This is a genomic window from Pectobacterium atrosepticum, from assembly GCF_000740965.1.
GTDB classification, from domain to species: domain Bacteria; phylum Pseudomonadota; class Gammaproteobacteria; order Enterobacterales; family Enterobacteriaceae; genus Pectobacterium; species Pectobacterium atrosepticum.
The window spans coordinates 188,372-205,349 of sequence record NZ_CP009125.1 but is presented as its reverse complement, the minus strand read 5'-3'; the positions used below and the strand labels follow the sequence as shown (position 1 = coordinate 205,349).

General features: G+C 50.1%; 16 protein-coding genes. 4 read left to right on the top strand and 12 right to left on the bottom strand.

Annotated features, from left to right (window positions below):
- Positions 1–400: 400 nt before the first annotated feature.
- Complete coding sequence (gene metE, locus GZ59_RS00930; protein WP_039289467.1) at positions 401–2,665, bottom strand: 5-methyltetrahydropteroyltriglutamate--homocysteine S-methyltransferase; 2,265 nt, start codon at positions 2,663–2,665, stop codon at positions 401–403.
- Between the two features lie 104 nt (positions 2,666–2,769).
- On the opposite strand from metE, the gene metR reads away from it, so the two are divergent.
- Positions 2,770–3,705: an HTH-type transcriptional regulator MetR gene (gene metR, locus GZ59_RS00925; RefSeq protein ID WP_011091819.1), complete on the top strand. Its 936-nt coding sequence runs from the start codon at positions 2,770–2,772 to the stop codon at positions 3,703–3,705.
- Here metR and GZ59_RS00920 read toward each other — a convergent pair.
- The 9 genes from GZ59_RS00920 to GZ59_RS00880 all read right to left on the bottom strand — a co-directional run bounded on the left by GZ59_RS00920 (position 3,611) and on the right by GZ59_RS00880 (position 10,897).
- Positions 3,611–4,510, bottom strand: coding sequence for a carboxylate/amino acid/amine transporter (locus GZ59_RS00920; RefSeq protein WP_039289465.1), 900 nt, complete (start codon positions 4,508–4,510; stop codon positions 3,611–3,613). The two genes, metR and GZ59_RS00920, sit on opposite strands and share 95 nt — an antisense overlap.
- Positions 4,511–4,745: 235 nt before the next feature.
- Complete coding sequence (locus tag GZ59_RS00915; protein WP_048018327.1) at positions 4,746–5,078, bottom strand: YjeO family protein; 333 nt, start codon at positions 5,076–5,078, stop codon at positions 4,746–4,748.
- Positions 5,079–5,795 carry a hypothetical protein gene (locus GZ59_RS00910; protein ID WP_011091816.1) on the bottom strand — a complete coding sequence of 239 codons (717 nt, stop codon included), beginning with the start codon at positions 5,793–5,795 and terminating at the stop codon, positions 5,079–5,081.
- A 16-nt stretch (positions 5,796–5,811) separates the two neighbouring features.
- The gene (locus GZ59_RS00905) at positions 5,812–6,291 is read right to left on the bottom strand and encodes an Hcp family type VI secretion system effector (RefSeq protein ID WP_039289463.1); all 480 of its coding nucleotides are present in this window, start codon (positions 6,289–6,291) and stop codon (positions 5,812–5,814) included.
- Positions 6,292–6,726: 435 nt separating this feature from the next.
- Positions 6,727–7,380 carry a lipid IV(A) palmitoyltransferase PagP gene (pagP, locus tag GZ59_RS00900; RefSeq protein WP_039289461.1) on the bottom strand — a complete coding sequence of 218 codons (654 nt, stop codon included), beginning with the start codon at positions 7,378–7,380 and terminating at the stop codon, positions 6,727–6,729.
- Positions 7,381–7,688: 308 nt separating this feature from the next.
- Complete coding sequence (gene cysE, locus GZ59_RS00895; RefSeq protein WP_011091813.1) at positions 7,689–8,510, bottom strand: serine O-acetyltransferase; 822 nt, start codon at positions 8,508–8,510, stop codon at positions 7,689–7,691.
- A gap of 265 nt (positions 8,511–8,775) precedes the next feature.
- Positions 8,776–9,795, bottom strand: coding sequence for an NAD(P)H-dependent glycerol-3-phosphate dehydrogenase (gpsA, locus tag GZ59_RS00890; RefSeq protein ID WP_039289460.1), 1,020 nt, complete (start codon positions 9,793–9,795; stop codon positions 8,776–8,778).
- Positions 9,795–10,277 carry a protein-export chaperone SecB gene (secB, locus tag GZ59_RS00885; RefSeq protein ID WP_039289458.1) on the bottom strand — a complete coding sequence of 161 codons (483 nt, stop codon included), beginning with the start codon at positions 10,275–10,277 and terminating at the stop codon, positions 9,795–9,797. Before secB ends, gpsA begins: the two co-directional genes overlap by 1 nt.
- Positions 10,278–10,465: 188 nt before the next feature.
- Positions 10,466–10,897 carry a rhodanese-like domain-containing protein gene (locus GZ59_RS00880; protein ID WP_039289457.1) on the bottom strand — a complete coding sequence of 144 codons (432 nt, stop codon included), beginning with the start codon at positions 10,895–10,897 and terminating at the stop codon, positions 10,466–10,468.
- Positions 10,898–11,141: 244 nt separating this feature from the next.
- Here GZ59_RS00880 and envC point away from each other — a divergent pair, with 244 nt between their 5' ends.
- Complete coding sequence (envC, locus tag GZ59_RS00875) at positions 11,142–12,443, top strand: murein hydrolase activator EnvC (protein WP_039289456.1); 1,302 nt, start codon at positions 11,142–11,144, stop codon at positions 12,441–12,443.
- Between the two features lie 2 nt (positions 12,444–12,445).
- Positions 12,446–13,393 (top strand): divergent polysaccharide deacetylase family protein, encoded by a 948-nt coding sequence (locus tag GZ59_RS00870; protein WP_039289454.1) that lies wholly within the window; start codon positions 12,446–12,448, stop codon positions 13,391–13,393.
- Between the two features lie 106 nt (positions 13,394–13,499).
- Here the strand turns inward: GZ59_RS00870 and tdh are convergent, their stop codons facing one another.
- Both tdh and GZ59_RS00860 read right to left on the bottom strand, forming a co-directional pair.
- Positions 13,500–14,585, bottom strand: a complete 1,086-nt coding sequence (gene tdh / locus GZ59_RS00865) for an L-threonine 3-dehydrogenase (RefSeq protein ID WP_039289452.1) — start codon at positions 14,583–14,585, stop codon at positions 13,500–13,502.
- 10 nt (positions 14,586–14,595) lie between these two features.
- The gene (locus GZ59_RS00860) at positions 14,596–15,792 is read right to left on the bottom strand and encodes a glycine C-acetyltransferase (protein ID WP_039289451.1); all 1,197 of its coding nucleotides are present in this window, start codon (positions 15,790–15,792) and stop codon (positions 14,596–14,598) included.
- Between the two features lie 241 nt (positions 15,793–16,033).
- Between GZ59_RS00860 and rfaD the strand changes: the two genes are divergently transcribed.
- Positions 16,034–16,966, top strand: a complete 933-nt coding sequence (gene rfaD / locus GZ59_RS00855; protein WP_011091805.1) for an ADP-glyceromanno-heptose 6-epimerase — start codon at positions 16,034–16,036, stop codon at positions 16,964–16,966.
- Positions 16,967–16,978 lie beyond the last annotated feature (12 nt).

Sequence of the window (16,978 nt, the reverse complement as noted above, 5' to 3'; positions counted from 1 at the left end):
AAAAGATGTACTTTCAACTTAATAAAAACGCTAATAAATACAAACAATCTCGCTCCATTGGTACATACTGAGCCCCCTCGATGCCGTTTACCTTATCGGCACAATATCCCCTAGCTTTATTAATTCGTCGATTAAACCTTTCAAGGAATAAATACATAGATAGCGGGTAAATATTAACTCTCGAAAAACAGCCTACCAGGCGATGTAGAAAAAAGGAGATAATGCGGAGATTTTATTAAAATGAAGAGGCAATATTTAATGTGCAGAAAAGGAGGAAATCTGAAGGATAAGTAATAATTACGCGTTGGGGTAATGAAAGGGGAAAACGTATTTTATTTATCAGTAAACAGTAAAAAATCAGGGAGGCTATAACCACCCTGATTTCATCAGTAACTAAACTTTACTGGGTTTCACGCAGACGCTGTGCTGCCTGAACCATATTTGCCAGAGCCTGACGCGTTTCCGGCCAGCCACGGGTTTTCAGACCACAGTCTGGGTTCACCCACAGACGCTCAGCGGGAATACGCTGCGCCGCTTTCTTCAGCAGGGCTTCCATCCACTCCACGCTCGGTACGTTCGGGGAGTGAATATCATAAACGCCTGGACCGATTTCATTCGGGTATTCGAACTCTTCAAATGACTCCAGTAACTCCATATCGGAGCGAGAGGTTTCAATCGTTATCACGTCTGCATCCAGCGCGGCGATAGAATCCATGATGTCGTTGAATTCGCAATAACACATGTGGGTATGGATTTGCGTATCATCTTTCGCCACAGCGGCATTAAGACGGAAGGCATCCACTGCCCAAGCCAGATAAGCATCCCAATCCGAGCGGTGCAGCGGCAGACCTTCACGCAGCGCTGGTTCGTCAATCTGAATGATACCAATGCCTGCGGCTTCCAAATCAGCCACTTCATCACGCAGCGCCAGTGCAATCTGCTTGGCAATGGTTTCACGTGTGACGTCTTCACGCGGGAAAGACCAGCACAGGATCGTCACCGGACCTGTCAGCATGCCTTTCATCGGCTTGTCAGTCAGAGACTGCGCGTATTTAGCCCACTCAACGGTGATTGCTTCTGGGCGGCTCACATCGCCAATAATGACTGGCGGCTTCACACAGCGAGAACCGTAGCTCTGCACCCAACCGTTCTGGGTAAAGACAAAGCCATCCAGATGCTCACCGAAGTACTCGACCATGTCGTTACGCTCAGCTTCACCGTGTACCAGTACGTCCAGACCCAGACGCTCCTGCTCAGCCACAGCTTGCTTGATGTGTTCGGCAATGCCGGTGCGGTAGTTATTACCGTCCAGACGACCCTGCTTGAAATCCAGACGCAGGCCGCGAATTTCGGTGGTTTGTGGGAAAGAACCAATCGTGGTCGTCGGCCATGCTGGCAGATTAAAGCGCTCACGCTGAGCATCGGCACGCACTGAATATACGTTCTGACGCTGACTGTCCTGTGCGGTGATGGCCGCCAGACGCTGCGCAACGGCGGCGTTATTGACTCGTGTAGAGGTACGGCGAGCGCGAATCGGCGCACTGTAGGCTTCCAGCGCCTGACCGTTCCCGCTGTTCAGTGCCTGAGACAGCAGTGACAACTCCGCACATTTCTGAATCGCAAAGGCAAACCAGCTCTTCACTTCATCATCCAGACGGACTTCCACGCTCAGATCGATAGGGCTATGCAGCAGTGAGCATGAACTTCCCAGCCACAGATCGCGCGTCCCTACCAACGGTTGCAAACGCTCGAACCAGCTGCTCAGGTCGGCACGCCATACGTTACGTCCGTTAATCACACCCAGAGACAATACCCAGTTAGCAGGCAGTTGGGCACTCAGCGTAGCGGCGTCATCCTTACCGTGAACCAAGTCGATATGCAGCCCCTGAACCGGCAGCGCTTTGATCGTTTCCAGATTCTGGCTAATGCTATCGAAATAGGTCGTCAGCAGCAGTTTCACCTGGCCTTGCAGCGCGTCGTAAGCGGGTTTAAACGCGGCCAGCCACTCTTGCGACAGCTCCAGCGCCAGTGCAGGTTCATCGATCTGCACCCACTCAATGCCGCGCTTCGCTAATTCAGCCAGCACCTGCTGGTAAACCGGTAAAATATCCTGCAACAGCGACAGGCGGTCAAACTGTTCGCCTTTCACTTTGCCCAGCCACAGATAGGTAACCGGGCCTAGCAGCACAGGTTTAACTTTATGGCCCAGCGCAAGTGCTTCATCGACTTCATCCAGCAGTTGTGTCCAGGTCAGCTTGAACTGCTGCCCTTTGGTGAATTCGGGCACCATGTAGTGATAGTTCGTGTTAAACCACTTGGTCATTTCTGCCGCAGCGGCAGGTTGACCGGTTGGCGCACGTCCACGACCAATACGGAACAGCGTATCCAGATCGACCGAGCCATCTTCATTCTGATGACGCGCAGGTACGTTACCCAGCAGCAGACTCGTCGTCAGCACATGGTCGTACCAGGCAAAATCACCCACTGGCAGCAGATCAACGCCAGCATCCTTCTGTTGTTGCCAATGACGTGCACGCAGCTCACGTCCAACGGTCAGCAACTCTTCCTGTGTCGCGTTACCTGCCCAATAGCTTTCCTGCGCTTTTTTCAGTTCACGGCGTAGTCCAACGCGCGGAAAACCCAGTGTGTGATTCACAATCGCCATCGTTAATTCCTCATTTAGCCGTCCAGATGTTTACACATCCATAATCCGCAGGTACTGTAGTAAGCACAAGCGCAATTTGTTCACTGTCACTGTGAAGGACTCTCATGATCGAATTTAAACACCTGCGAACGCTGCAAGCACTGCGCAATACCGGATCGTTAGCCGCCGCTGCCGCTGCACTTCACCAAACCCAATCGGCGTTATCCCACCAGTTCAGCGATCTGGAACAACGCCTTGGGTTCAGGCTATTCGTGCGTAAAAGCCAGCCGCTGCGCTTTACGCCTCAGGGAGAAATTCTGCTTCAGTTGGCAGAGCAGGTGTTACCGCAAATTCAGCAGGCGTTGCAGGCGTGCCATGAGCCGCACCAAACCACACTGCGTCTGGCCATTGAGTGTCACAGCTGTATTCAGTGGCTGACGCCTGCGCTAGACGAATTTCACCAACACTGGCCGCAGGTGGTGATGGATTTTAAATCGGGTGTGACATTCGATCCGCAGCCCGCACTCCAGCAAGGCGAGCTGGATCTGGTCATGACTTCGGACATTATGCCGCGCAGCGGTCTGCACTATTCGCCTCTGTTTGATTTTGAAGTCAGGCTGGTACTGGCTCCCGAACACCCACTGGCAAAAAAAGAAAAAATCGAACCGGAAGATTTCAGCGCCGAAACCCTGATGATCTATCCGGTACAGCGGCAGCGGTTGGACGTCTGGCGTCACTTTTTACAGCCAGCAGGTATCAGCCCAGCACTGAAAAGCGTGGATAATACGCTGCTATTGATTCAGATGGTCGCCGCCCGCATGGGTATCGCCGCGCTACCGCACTGGGTGGTGGAAAGCTTTGAACGCCAAGGGTTGATTGTGACCAAATCGCTGGGGGATGGGCTTTGGAGCCGGTTGTACGCCGCCGTCCGCGACGGAGAGCAACGCCAACCGGTAATTGATGCATTTACTCGTTCGGCGCGTCAGCACGCTTGTGATCATTTGCCGTTCGTAAAGGACGCTTCACGACCCAATGCTGGTGTACCCACAGCGAGGACGTAATGATCGCTGTCCCCACGATAAAACTCAGCCAGTCTGGCGTTTTGTGCCAGATGGCGAAGTTGACCAGTAGACCGGCTGGCACGTGGAAGTTATTCATTATGCTGAGCGTTCCGGCATCCACCTGGGTTGCACCGTAGTTCCACATAAAATAACCAACACCAGAAGCGCCAATCCCCAGCCAGGCCAACACGCCCCACTGTAAGGTTGTGGTGGGTAATTTATCCATATTGCCGAAGAGTAGCCATGCGGCTATCGTCACGATCGCGGCTCCCAGATAAAACCAGGAAAACGCGCAGTGCTGCGGCACAGGATGAATCTCCATCAGACGCTTATACCCAACCTGACCTGCGGCAAAACACACGTTAGCCACCTGCACCAGCAGGAATCCCCACCAGAAGTGCTCACTCACGCCGTGATAGTGGATCACCGCCGCCCCGAATACTGCCAGCAGCGCACTCATCACGTAGCCCCAGCGCAGACGATGTCGGGCAAGCAAATCGTAAATCAGCGTGACGTACAGCGGCGTCATCACCGTGAAGAGTAAAAACTCAGGTACGGTCAGGTACAGGTAAGCCTGGAACACAAACAGGTACATGATACCCAGTTGGCAAGCACCCACTAACATGTACAAGAAAATGACGCGCGGCGCGTAGCCCCGCCAGCGTAAGAACGGCAAGAATACAACTGCTGCGGCCGTTAGACGGAACATCGCAGAAAACCAGCTATCGACCTGACCCGCCAGATATTCGCCAATCAGGCTGAATGAAAATGCCCACAAAATAGTGGTGATAATAAGTAATGGCACGACAGCATCCACTGAGAAAAAAGTAGCGCTATTGTAGCGGAGATAACTGAATGAATTTCAGTCAAAGTGGTTTACATGAGATTAAATAATGAACAAATAAAAGCATCGGTGCTCCTACATTTATCCCCTAAGGGTAAATCGCCATTCCCATAATATTCATAATGGTATTGAACTCTGTTTTCTAAAATGATCGTTAATCACGATGAAATCAGGTCATTTTGACGGAACCAGCCAATTAACATAAAGCAAATCGACCTAAGAAAAGCCATCCGCCATACAGAGCGATGCACAGTATCCCAGCTATGTAATAGGCTATTTTATAGCGATTTTTTATGAAAAGGTTACGTGCTAACGCAATAAACAAAGGTGTTATCAACAATAGAGCCGCAACACCCGCTTGTAAGATACGGTTGCTGAGAGGCTGATGGGGAATACTACAGATAGAGTCTCCTGACTCCATCATCCAATCATATTTGTTGATCGAGAGTAACTCCATTACAACATAGGCGAATACAAAATACCCCACCATAGAGATAGCATCGACGACCTTTTCCTTGCTTATGTTCATTCAGGTATTAAGCTCCAGCAGTTTTCTTATATGATTTCTAATCTGTAGTAGCCGTACTCCATAAGAGATGTAATCAAATTCTGCAGAACCACGTTCTGGCTTAGCATCGATAAAACGAATAAATTCACTCAACTTTCTTTGTATACCCCGGTTGTAACGAATCCCCGCCATCATGTACTGTTCATCAGTCAAATAAAGTGCCGCCACACTCGGATAATCATAGAGGATCATATCTCTTAGATGCTGCGCGACAATCCAGAGGTTAAAATCATCCTCCATCAGACAAGTTGCTAATTCAAGCTGATCGCGCGTTGTCAAAATATCAGGATTTAAGCCCAAAGTTCTAGCTGCGACCTGAATTTGCATAGCAACAGAACCAAAAGAGGTTTTATTTTCGGGGGATGACTTTAATTTCAAAAACCGTTTTATCTCAAACACCTGAAATTTATATTCTTCTGGCATTCCACCTGACTCAATCCAAGCAACACCACCAAGCAACTCAGGGAGAATTCCAGCTTGGTTAGCATATTTTATTATTCTTTCTTTATTGTATTGGATATAAGCATCTTTATATGCGTTTAAATAATATCCTCCACTCTTCCTTTCAGGATTGCTTTTACCAAACTTCCAGAAAATAACATCAATTTCATCCCACTTTCTAAATCTAACTTTGGAAATATCACAAAATTTATTTCGTACGATAATATCACCTGCCATAATCGCTCCTTTTATATTAGTATACTTTTTCTTCCCATAAGCTATAACCACCAGTTCCAGCGATATGGTGTTGCCAATCTATGCTTTGATACGCAATAGATATCATTTCTTCTGGTTGGTTCTCTGCATGGGTCAAAGCATGCGGATAGGAAACGGCAATGTTCCTTATAACGGCTCCAAGGAGTTTTACAGAATAATATTTTTCCTGCGTGCCAGTCTGCGCCGTACGGTAAAAATCGAACAAAAGTTCAAGCTTTTCGTTGTTTGATATGGCATTTCCCAGGAGCGGAGAAGACTTATCGATAGGCTTACAAAAAGTTATAGGTTGATGATTAATGTTTTGGTTTCGGCTGATAGAATGATCAAATTGCAACACAAAGATTTGGTCTCTATGCCCTATCTGATATTTATTCCCAATCGAATCAACAGTGCCACACTCAGCAGATATTTCCCCCTGCTGATTACCCGTCAAGGTCAAATAAATATTATTCGCCATATAAAATCCCTTTATATCATTTAATCTAAAAAGTCGTAAATTTTGCGAATTTAACAATAAAAAAACGTTAACTTTCCACGTAAAAAATCGCTTACATACTCAAACACTTTACGAAAACCTACTCGTAATTAATGTAAAAACCAACAAACCACTATATTTAATTCTAAAAAATAGAGATAACATGCTGATTATAGTTTCATCAACATGAAAAATTCAATAGGCAAGCCATATAATAAAATCACGAATAGTATCATCGGATATAGATAGCTAGAAAAGCATTGCGGATAATTTCTAGCCTTTTCTCATTAATATATATTGTGGGTATTATACAAATCACAACATAGCAGTAACGATCCCAGAATACGGGACCGTTAGCCATTTATATTATGATTTTCTTCTTGAAGAAAAAACACTCTCGAAGAAAACAAGAGGCTATTAAATCTGCCATCTGAACCAGGCAAAGAAAACATTACCGTTATTGTATGTTCCGGGGATGTAAGTCGCCTGGAAAGAAAGTTTGCTATAACTTATTGACGCCAAAGGCAACAAGACGGGAATTGGAATATAGTTCCAGTTATCACGCATAGTAAAACCCGCCGTAAAGCCTAGGCCCAATTGAAAATCCTGATCGCTGGTTGGCCGCCAACGCTTTTCATAGCCATAACCACCGATAGGCTCCCATTTGTTATAGGAGTCTTTGAACGCCATGATATAAAGCCCGTGCCAATCCCCATCTTTATCCAAACGGGAAACACCGTAGCCCGCGCCCCACGGTTTTTCATTATACCTGTCAGTCTTTTCTTTATCGTACGTCCAGCGGTTATGCCAGGTGATAGTCGGGATATAAATATCGTGGCTCTGCGGCGCATTCCAGGTAGTAGACAGATTATTTTTACTTCTCTGCCACCAGCTTTCCTCGTGCTTATCCGACGCCGAAACATTGGCATCAACCGCAGCGGGTGCAAGATTCGCCGTGCTACCCGTATTATTTATCCCTACATTACTTATGCTTTCTGCTGCGTAGCTCAAACAAGGGACAATCGGCAGTGTAATCAAACTTAATGTGATTAAAATTCGCTTCAAATACATATAAGATTCTCTGTAACAGCGTCACGATTCCATTCAAACAAAGGTGATCCAAACAAAACTATTCTGATCGTTACCAAAATATATAGTTCAACTTACGCGATCTGCCTATATAAACGGGAAATCAAAGCAGCCTATTATGAAGGGATAAACAGCAACTGTGGCTAAATAGATGGTGAGTTCAGATATGCTTTCAGACGTTTCCTAGGCGCAATAACAAGAAACCACCTTATTTGTCGGTGGTTTATATTCTGATGGAGGTAAAGCGCGGCATCAATCTCAGATTGAATAGAACCGCTGACGCAACAGGATTAGATGCCGTCGCCGTATTCAAAGCCGCGGTTGATACCGTTGAAATACTGATCCATATCCATGGCGGGCTTATCGCTTTCTGGTCGACCGACGATACGGGCCGGAACCCCTGCCGCCGTCGTATGTGGAGGAACGGATTGCAGCACGACAGAACCAGCACCAATTTTCGCTCCACAGCCAACTTCAATGTTCCCCAAAATTTTAGCGCCTGCGCCAATCATCACACCTTCACGAATTTTAGGATGACGATCGCCGCTAGTTTTGCCCGTACCGCCAAGCGTAACGGATTGTAGAATGGAGACATCGTTTTCAACCACGGCCGTTTCACCGATCACAATACCTGTTGCGTGATCGAGCATGATCCCACAACCGATTCTCGCCGCTGGGTGAATATCGACACCAAAAGAAACTGAGATCTGATTCTGGAAATAGACCGCCAGTGCTTTACGATCCTGCGACCAAAGCCAGTGACCAATGCGATAAGCCTGCAACGCATGAAACCCTTTCAGGTAGAGCAGCGGCGTAGAGTATTTATCTACCGCAGGATCGCGCAGGCAGACGGCCTGAATATCGCGCGCGGCAGAAACGATCATATGCGGATCGGCGCTGTAAGCTTCTTCCACCACCTCACGAATAGCAATTGCAGGCATAATCGAATTGGCTAACTTATTCGCCAGCATGTAGCTCAGGGCGCTACCCAGATTCTCATGCTTCAGCAATGTGGCGTGAAAAAAGCTGGCCAGCATCGGTTCACAGTCTGCGAGACTGCGCGCTTCTGCTTTGATATTGGTCCAGACCAGTGCCAGTTCTTCTGTCGACATTGCCTTACTCTCCGAGATACCACACATCACAACGTATATCTGTTCCAAACGACAGGCTTGTTAGCCCATCGCTCATGTACAAGAAAATGAAGATACTATGAGCCTCCAAGATTAGGAAGCCCAGCATATACTCGTCATACTTCAAGTTTCATGTGCGTTGGCTGCGTTCAGTCACCCGAATCACTTACCTGAGTAAGCTCATCGGGACTCCTTCCCTTGCCGCCTGCCTGAAGCTCGAATTATTTAGAGTATGGAACGACGTGTTTTATAATTTGGCGGTTTCGTCTTTACGCGTTCGCCCTAACAGACTTAACGCCGCCTCACGGGCGTCTTTCCCACAATACAGAACCTGCCAGAGTTGCTCCGTAATCGGCATTTCAACGCCGTAGCGCTGTGCTAATGCCAATACTTCTTTCGTATTGCGGTATCCTTCAACAACCTGACCAATGCTATCCTGTGCGCTCTGCACGTCCATTCCCTGCCCCAGCATCATGCCAAAGCGTCGGTTACGGGACTGATTATCAGTACAGGTCAGCACCAAATCGCCAAGCCCAGCCATCCCCATGAAGGTAGTAGGATCCGCGCCCAGCGCGGCACCAAGCCGGGTCATTTCCGCCAGCCCGCGGGTGATCAATGCAGTACGTGCATTAGCACCAAACCCAATGCCGTCAGACATCCCGGCACCGATAGCAATGACGTTTTTCACCGCTCCGCCCAACTGCACACCGATAAAATCTGGGTTGCTATAAACACGAAAGCTCTTCCCGCAATGCAGTAGCTGTTGCAGATCGTCAGCAAATTCACTGTCCGGTGATGCCAGAGCAATAGCCGTCGGCATGCCGGCCGCTAATTCTTTGGCAAATGTCGGGCCAGATACCACCGCAAGCGGGATGGTTTCACCCAACGCTTCGCGTGCGACATCCTGTAACAGACGGCCCGTTTCTGCTTCCAGCCCTTTGGTCGCCCACACGATACGCGCATCGGAACGCAAATGAGGTTTCAACTGACGCAAAACATCACCGAATACATGGCTCGGCACGACAACCAGCACGTTTCTGCTGGCAGCGAGCGCATGAGCCAGATTAGTTTCCAACTGTAGCGAATCGGGGAAAGGGACATCCGGCAGGAATGCCTGATTACAACGAGCGGCCTGTAACGCCTGAATGTGCGTAGGGTTGTGACCCCACAGCACGACTCGATGGCCATTACGCGCCAGCGTAATGGCTAATGCGGTGCCGTATGAACCGGCACCGATGACGGTCATGGAAGCGTCAGACGCGTTCATCAGGCATCCTGATGCTGCGCAGCGCCTTCACCTTCGCCTTCACCTTCGGTCTGCTGTTGCAGGTAATTCATGAACAGCGCATCGAAGTTAACCGGCGCCAGGTTCAATTGCGGGAAAGTACCGCGAGAAACCAGGCTGGTGATGCACTCGCGCGCGTAAGGGAACAGAATGTTCGGGCAGTATGCGCCCAGGCAGTGCGCCAGCTGAGTCCCTTCGATACCGCCAACGGTAAAGATACCACCTTGCTGAACTTCACACAGAAATGCAGTTTCTTCACCCAGAGAAGCCGTTACGGTCACACGTAGTACGACTTCATAGATGTCATCAGCCAGTTGGCTAGAAGCCGTATCCAGATCCAGTTTTACTTCCGGCTGCCATTCCTGCTGGAACACCTGAGGCGCTTTCGGCGCTTCAAAAGAGATATCTTTGGTGTAGATACGCTGGATTTGGAAAGCCATTTCTGTGTTGTTTTGTTCAGACATGTTAGGTAATACCCTTTTGTTAGATTTTCTTGACGTCTTCCGTCGTCATGAGTAGGCGGACGTCAGCACATTTCTGTTATTGTCGTACTGCAATCAGCCTGTCGGTTATCCTGCAAAATCGTTGCCATTTTGGCTGCATATGACTTGCTGCACGTGGCACGATGCGGATAGTTTTACCACAAACCGTTTTATTTGCCGCGGACTAAAGGCAGATTCTCACCGCTCCAGCCAGCCAGGCCGTCTTTCAGCACCTGCACACGCTCAAAACCGGCTTTGTGCAAATTATCGGCCGCCTCGCGTGAAGAGAGGCCGTTGGCGCAGACCACAATAATCGGCTGCGACTTATGTTTTTCAAGTTCACCTACGCTGCCGTTTTTAATGTCGTTCGGCAACAGGTTAAATGCGTTGGCAATATGGCCACGGCGATAGTCATCACGGTTACGAATATCAACGACGACAGCATCTTCTTTATTAATCAGTCGGATCGCTTCACCACGAACCACTTCTTTCACGTTCGACAGTTTACTCTTCACAGTAAGAACAATTACCGCAACCAACAGCGCAACCCAGGCGATGCTCAAAATAGGGTTCTTGCTAACGAATGGCATAATCTCTTGCATGGGGTGTAACGGCTCCCGGATCAGTTAAGCAACAAAAATATAAGTTTCCTGAGTATACCTGCGCGATACGGCAATTACAGCCAGTAAGCCAATATAGCGTATCGAATCTGCGGCGCGCTTTCCATTTATCTATTGTTGATACGCATAGACACGCACCTTTGTGCCATGCTTGTCACGTCTGGAAATAGAAATCAGACAAGAGACAACTGGTAAGCCGCTGTTCATCGTGGAATAATTTATCGATATGAGTAAAAACGCGTTATTTGAACAGAGTCGAGTGGTATGTAGCGCCGATCGCCAATTATCTGCATTACACAGGCTACTCACCCGCTGCGCCAGCGCGCTCTGCGTTGGCATTTTGCTGTTGCCCGCGCTCAGCCAGGCGGAAGATAATCAGGCACAGCTTAAGACCCTGCAACAAGATATCGCCGCGAAAGAAAAAAGCGTTCAAGCGCAACAAAAGCAGCGCAGTACATTAGTTCAGCAGTTGAAAAAGCAGGAGCAGTCCATCTCTCAGGCCAGCCGCCAACTGCATGAAACGCGCAATACGCTGTCAACGCTAAATAAAGAATTAACCAGCCTCAGCGCCTCTATCGCAAAATTGCAATCTCAGCAGGATAAGCAACAAACGCTCCTTTCTCGTCAGCTTGATGCCGCCTTCCGGCAAGGCCAGCACAGCGCGCTGCAACTCATGCTGAGCGGAGAGGAAAGCCAGCGCAACGAGCGTATCCTCGCCTACTTCGGTTACCTGAATGAAGCACGGCAGAAATCCATCAACGAATTGCAGCAAACTCGCGTAGAGCTGGCTAATCAGCAACGTCAGTTAGAACAAAAACAGACGCAGCAAAAAACACTGCTGAGTGACCAACAGCAGCAACAGCAAACGCTGGAACAGGCGCAGTCCGATCGAAAGAAAACCCTGTCGACGCTGGAAAGTTCGCTGGAAAAAGATCAGCAGCAGTTGACGGAACTGCGCCAGAATGAAACCCGATTGCGCGATCAGATCGCCCGCGCCGAGCGAGAAGCTAAAGCCCGCGCTGAGCGGGAAGCGCGCGAGGCTGCAAAGGTTCGCGCCAAAGAAGAGCAGGCTAAACGCAGCGGCAGCAGTTACAAACCGACTGAAGGTGAACGCTCACTTATGGCGCGCACTGGCGGTTTAGGACGACCTTCTGGTCAAGCTATATGGCCGGTTAACGGCCGCATCGAGCACCGTTTCGGCGAGCCACTACAGGGTGAGCTACGTTGGAAAGGCTTGGTGATTACCGCACCAGAAGGGACGGAAGTGAAAGCCATCGCCGACGGTACCGTACTGATGGCCGACTGGCTACAGGGCTACGGGCTGGTCGTTGTTGTGCAGCATGGTAAAGGTGACATGAGCCTGTACGGTTACAACCAAAGCGCATTGGTATCCGTTGGCGCTCAGGTCAAAGCAGGCCAACCTATCGCACTGGTCGGCACCAGCGGCGGGCAAAGTCAGGCCGGGCTATATTTTGAAATCCGTCGTCAGGGTCAGGCGGTCAATCCACAACCTTGGCTGGGAAGATAGTCTTGTCTTATTTAACCAAAACACCGTTATTGGCATTGAGTCTATTCGCACTTTCTCCGTTGGCTCTGGCCGGAAAACTCGCCATCGTGATCGATGATTTCGGCTATCGTCCACATAATGAGAACCAGATTCTGGCGATGCCTACGGCAATTTCCGTCGCAGTATTACCTAACGCACCGTACGCCCGTGAAATGGCGACTAAAGCCCACCAGCAAGGGCGAGAAGTGCTGATCCACTTGCCGATGGCACCGATGAGCAAGCAGCCGCTGGAGCGCGACACGTTACGCCCAGACATGAGCAGCGATGAAATTCAGCGCATTATTCGCCAATCGGTCAGTAACGTGCCTTATGCCGTAGGGTTGAATAACCATATGGGCAGCGCGATGACCGCCAGCCTGCCTGGTATGCAAAAAGTCATGCAGGCGCTGAGCGCCTACCAGCTCTATTTCCTCGATAGTATGACCATTGGCAGCAGCCAATCGAGTCAGGCCGCAGCAGGAACGGGCGTCAAAGTTATCAAACGCAAAGTCTTTCTGGACGATTCGCAGAACGAAGCCGAGATTCGTAAACAGTTTACCCGTGCGGTGCAAATTGCCCGCCGCAGCGGTTCCGCTATCGCTATTGGGCACCCACATCCTTCAACTATCCGCGTCTTGCAGCAGATGCTGCCTACACTGGATGCCGATATCGTCTTAGTGCGCCCCAGCCAGTTGCTGAATGAGCCTACGCAGCATTATGAGCCTCAGCCACAGAAACCGCCTAAGTCGCGTAATCCGTTCCGCGGCATACCGCAATGTCAGGTCAAGCAGCCACCGGAACCTGTAAAAGACGATGTGTTCTTCAGGCTGGTGAGCAGCAGTATTCGGGACAGCGCACCCGTGCTGTTTATCAAGCACCGCTGGCAGACCTGGATTGCCCCCGCCGACACCGAAACGCACAAGCAGCCGTAATGTCAGGCGCGTGTTTTCCTCAGGTAAGTGATTCGGGTGAGTGACAAATCTGCTAAAGGCTGATTTGAACGCTGCTTGCAGCGGCCCATGAGGGGCGAGGTACACGTTAAGTATGCCGAGTAGCGCAGTCAACGCACATGCAACTCGAAGTATGACGAGTATATGCCTCATCCCAATTGAGAATAACCTTGCCCGACTGACCTGAACGCATGGCATCAAACCCCTTTTGAAACTCATCAATGTGAAAGCGATGAGTGATAATCGGGGACAAATCCAGTCCGGACTGAATCAGCGCAGACATTTTGTACCAGGTTTCGAACATTTCCCGTCCGTAGATGCCTTTAATAAACAATCCCTTAAAAATCACTTCGCCCCAGTCAATCGACATCGGTTCGTGCGGAATGCCCAGCATGGCGATTCGCCCACCGTGATTCATCGCTTTCAGCATCGCGCGAAAGGCCGATGGTGCGCCCGACATTTCTAACCCAATATCAAACCCCTCGGTCATACCCAGTTCTATCATCACGTCAGTCAGCTTTTCCTCTGCCACATTGACGGCACGCGTTGCCCCCATTTTACTAGCCAGCTCCAGACGGTATGCATTCACATCGGTAATCACGACATTCCTTGCACCAACGTGACGGCACACCGCCGCGGCCATCATGCCTATCGGCCCTGCCCCTGCAATCAACACATCTTCCCCGACTAAATCGAAGGAAAGTGCGGTATGCACGGCGTTACCGAAAGGATCGAAGATGGCGGCCAACTCGTCAGAAATATTGTCGGGAATGCGAAATGCATTGTAGGCAGGAATCACCAGATATTCCGCGAACGAACCGGGACGGTTTACCCCGACACCGATGGCGTTGCGGCATAAGTGACGTCTCCCAGCGCGACAGTTACGGCAGTAGCCACAGGTAATATGCCCCTCACCAGAAACCCGGTCGCCAATATGAAAACCGTTAACCTCCTGACCAATCGCGACAATTTCACCCACGTACTCATGCCCGACGACCATCGGAACAGGAATGGTCTTCTGCGACCATTCGTCCCAGTTATAGATATGCACATCCGTTCCGCAAATCGCGCTTTTGCGGATTTTAATCATGATGTCGTTATGCCCGAGTTCTGGCATGGGGGCATCCATCATCCAGATACCTTCTTCCGGCCGCAATTTTGCCAATGCTTTCATGACAGTTTCCTCAGATGATCACACCCAGACGCTTGCCCACACGGATAAAAGCCTCGACGGCGAATTCGATTTGCTGCGGCGTATGGGCAGCCGACATTTGGGTACGAATACGCGCCTGACCAAGGGGAACAACAGGATAGAAAAAGCCCGCGACATAAACGCCTTCCCGCTGTAGCGCCTGAGCAAAATCCTGTGCCAGTTGCGCCTCGCCCAGCATCACGGGAATAATGGCATGATCGGCACCTGCCAGCGTGAACCCTGCAGCAGTCATCTTTTCACGAAACAGGCGGGCATTTTTCCACAGGCGATCACGTCGCTCTCCGCCATGTTCGAGTAGATCCAGCACCTTGAGCGATGCGGTGACAATGGCTGGCGCGAGCGAGTTGGAAAACAGATAAGGGCGAGAGCGCTGGCGCAGCCAGTCGATAACCTCCCGCTTGCCCGCCGTATAACCGCCCGATGCGCCACCCAACGCCTTGCCTAACGTGCCGGTGATGATATCAACGCGATCCATCACCCCACAGTGTTCATGTGTTCCGCGCCCTTGTTCACCGACAAATCCCACTGCATGGGAATCATCAACCATCACGAGCGCATCATAGCGGTCCGCTAGGTCGCAAATTCCCTGTAAGTCTGCAATCACACCATCCATAGAGAAAACGCCGTCGGTGGCGATCATGATATGTTTCGCCCCTGCCGCTCTGGCCAGTTGCAACTGCGCTTCCAACTGGCTCATATCGTTATTGGCATAACGATAGCGCCGAGCCTTCGATAGCCGGATACCGTCAATGATCGAGGCGTGGTTAAGCGCATCGGAAATAATCGCATCCTCCGGCCCCATCAGCGTTTCAAACAGCCCGCCGTTGGCATCAAAACAAGAGGAATAGAGAATTACGTCCTCCATTCCCAGAAAATCCGCCAACTTACGCTCCAGCTGTTTGTGGATATCCTGCGTTCCACAAATGAAGCGCACCGATGCCATGCCGAAACCGTGGCTGTCCAATCCCGCTTTTGCCGCGGCAATCAGCTCAGGGCTGTCCGCCAGACCAAGATAATTATTGGCGCAGAAGTTGAGCAGACAGTTGCTGTCCATCACCTCAATTTCGGCCTGCTGAGCAGAGGTAATAATTCGCTCTTCCTTAAACACGCCTTCGGTGCGTGCAGCCATAATTTGTGTAGTAAGTTGTTGATAAAAAGCGGCAGGCATAGCGACCATCTCCCATAAAAAGATTGCTTTATGGTTTTTAAGCTAGCGGATGTGGGCAGAAATGCGGGGGAAACAGTCTGAAAATGCAGGTTTCGTCACGACCTGAATCATCTTAAAAGGTTGGGACAACACGGGATAAATTAACCTCTGGCTGCTTGCGGTAAAATGAAATGCTATTATAGCGGTCATAAACAGTGTGGGGCGCGGTGCCTCACCGGCATGATTAACAAAGGTCGCACCCATGATTATCGTTACTGGCGGTGCCGGTTTTATCGGCAGCAATATCGTAAAATCTCTGAATGACATCGGCTACCGGGACATTCTGGTTGTCGATAACCTGAAAGACGGCACCAAGTTCGTCAATCTGGTCGATCTGGACATAGCAGATTACGTGGATAAGGAAGATTTCGTCGCCAGCATCGTTGCGGGTGACGATCTGGGCGATATCGAGGCCGTATTCCATGAAGGTGCCTGCTCCTCCACCACCGAGTGGGATGGCAAATACATGATGGATAACAACTATCAGTATTCCAAAGATGTGCTGCACTACTGCCTCGATCGCAGTATTCCGTTCCTGTATGCCTCTTCGGCCGCGACCTACGGCGGTCGTAACGATAACTTCATCGAAGACCGCCAATACGAGCAGCCTCTGAACGTCTATGGCTACTCCAAGTTCCTGTTCGATCAGTACGTGCGTGAGATTCTACCGGAAGCGGAATCGCAGATCTGCGGCTTCCGCTATTTCAACGTCTATGGACCGCGCGAAGGGCACAAAGGCAGCATGGCAAGCGTCGCGTTCCACCTGAACAACCAGATTAATCAGGGTGAAAATCCGAAGCTGTTCTCTGGTAGCGAAAACTTCAAACGTGACTTCATTTACGTCGGTGATGTCGCGGCCGTCAATCTGTGGTTCTGGCAAAACGGTGTTTCGGGCATCTTCAACTGCGGTACCGGTCGTGCCGAATCCTTCCAGGCCGTTGCCGACGCCACACTCGCCTTCCATAACAAAGGCGGCGTGGAGTACATCGAATTCCCTGAAAAACTGAAAGGCCGCTATCAGGCCTATACGCAGGCCGATCTCACCAACTTGCGGGCCGCGGGCTACGATAAGCCGTTCAAAACCGTCGCCGAAGGCGTAGCGGAATATATGACCTGGCTGAACCGTACCGTTTAATCGGATAAGGAT

What these genes read in the sequence shown, in the direction of transcription:
- GZ59_RS00860 (WP_039289451.1), bottom strand. Translation starts at nt 15,792, where the DNA reads ATGCCTGCCGCTTTTTATCAACAACTTACTACACAAATTATGGCTGCA.
- pagP (WP_039289461.1), bottom strand. Translation starts at nt 7,380, where the DNA reads ATGTATTTGAAGCGAATTTTAATCACATTAAGTTTGATTACACTGCCG.
- tdh (WP_039289452.1), bottom strand. Translation starts at nt 14,585, where the DNA reads ATGAAAGCATTGGCAAAATTGCGGCCGGAAGAAGGTATCTGGATGATG.
- secB (WP_039289458.1), bottom strand. Translation starts at nt 10,277, where the DNA reads ATGTCTGAACAAAACAACACAGAAATGGCTTTCCAAATCCAGCGTATC.
- gpsA (WP_039289460.1), bottom strand. Translation starts at nt 9,795, where the DNA reads ATGAACGCGTCTGACGCTTCCATGACCGTCATCGGTGCCGGTTCATAC.
- cysE (WP_011091813.1), bottom strand. Translation starts at nt 8,510, where the DNA reads ATGTCGACAGAAGAACTGGCACTGGTCTGGACCAATATCAAAGCAGAA.
- GZ59_RS00880 (WP_039289457.1), bottom strand. Translation starts at nt 10,897, where the DNA reads ATGCAAGAGATTATGCCATTCGTTAGCAAGAACCCTATTTTGAGCATC.
- GZ59_RS00905 (WP_039289463.1), bottom strand. Translation starts at nt 6,291, where the DNA reads ATGGCGAATAATATTTATTTGACCTTGACGGGTAATCAGCAGGGGGAA.
- metR (WP_011091819.1), top strand. Translation starts at nt 2,770, where the DNA reads ATGATCGAATTTAAACACCTGCGAACGCTGCAAGCACTGCGCAATACC.
- metE (WP_039289467.1), bottom strand. Translation starts at nt 2,665, where the DNA reads ATGGCGATTGTGAATCACACACTGGGTTTTCCGCGCGTTGGACTACGC.
- GZ59_RS00915 (WP_048018327.1), bottom strand. Translation starts at nt 5,078, where the DNA reads ATGAACATAAGCAAGGAAAAGGTCGTCGATGCTATCTCTATGGTGGGG.
- GZ59_RS00910 (WP_011091816.1), bottom strand. Translation starts at nt 5,795, where the DNA reads ATGGCAGGTGATATTATCGTACGAAATAAATTTTGTGATATTTCCAAA.
- envC (WP_039289456.1), top strand. Translation starts at nt 11,142, where the DNA reads ATGAGTAAAAACGCGTTATTTGAACAGAGTCGAGTGGTATGTAGCGCC.
- rfaD (WP_011091805.1), top strand. Translation starts at nt 16,034, where the DNA reads ATGATTATCGTTACTGGCGGTGCCGGTTTTATCGGCAGCAATATCGTA.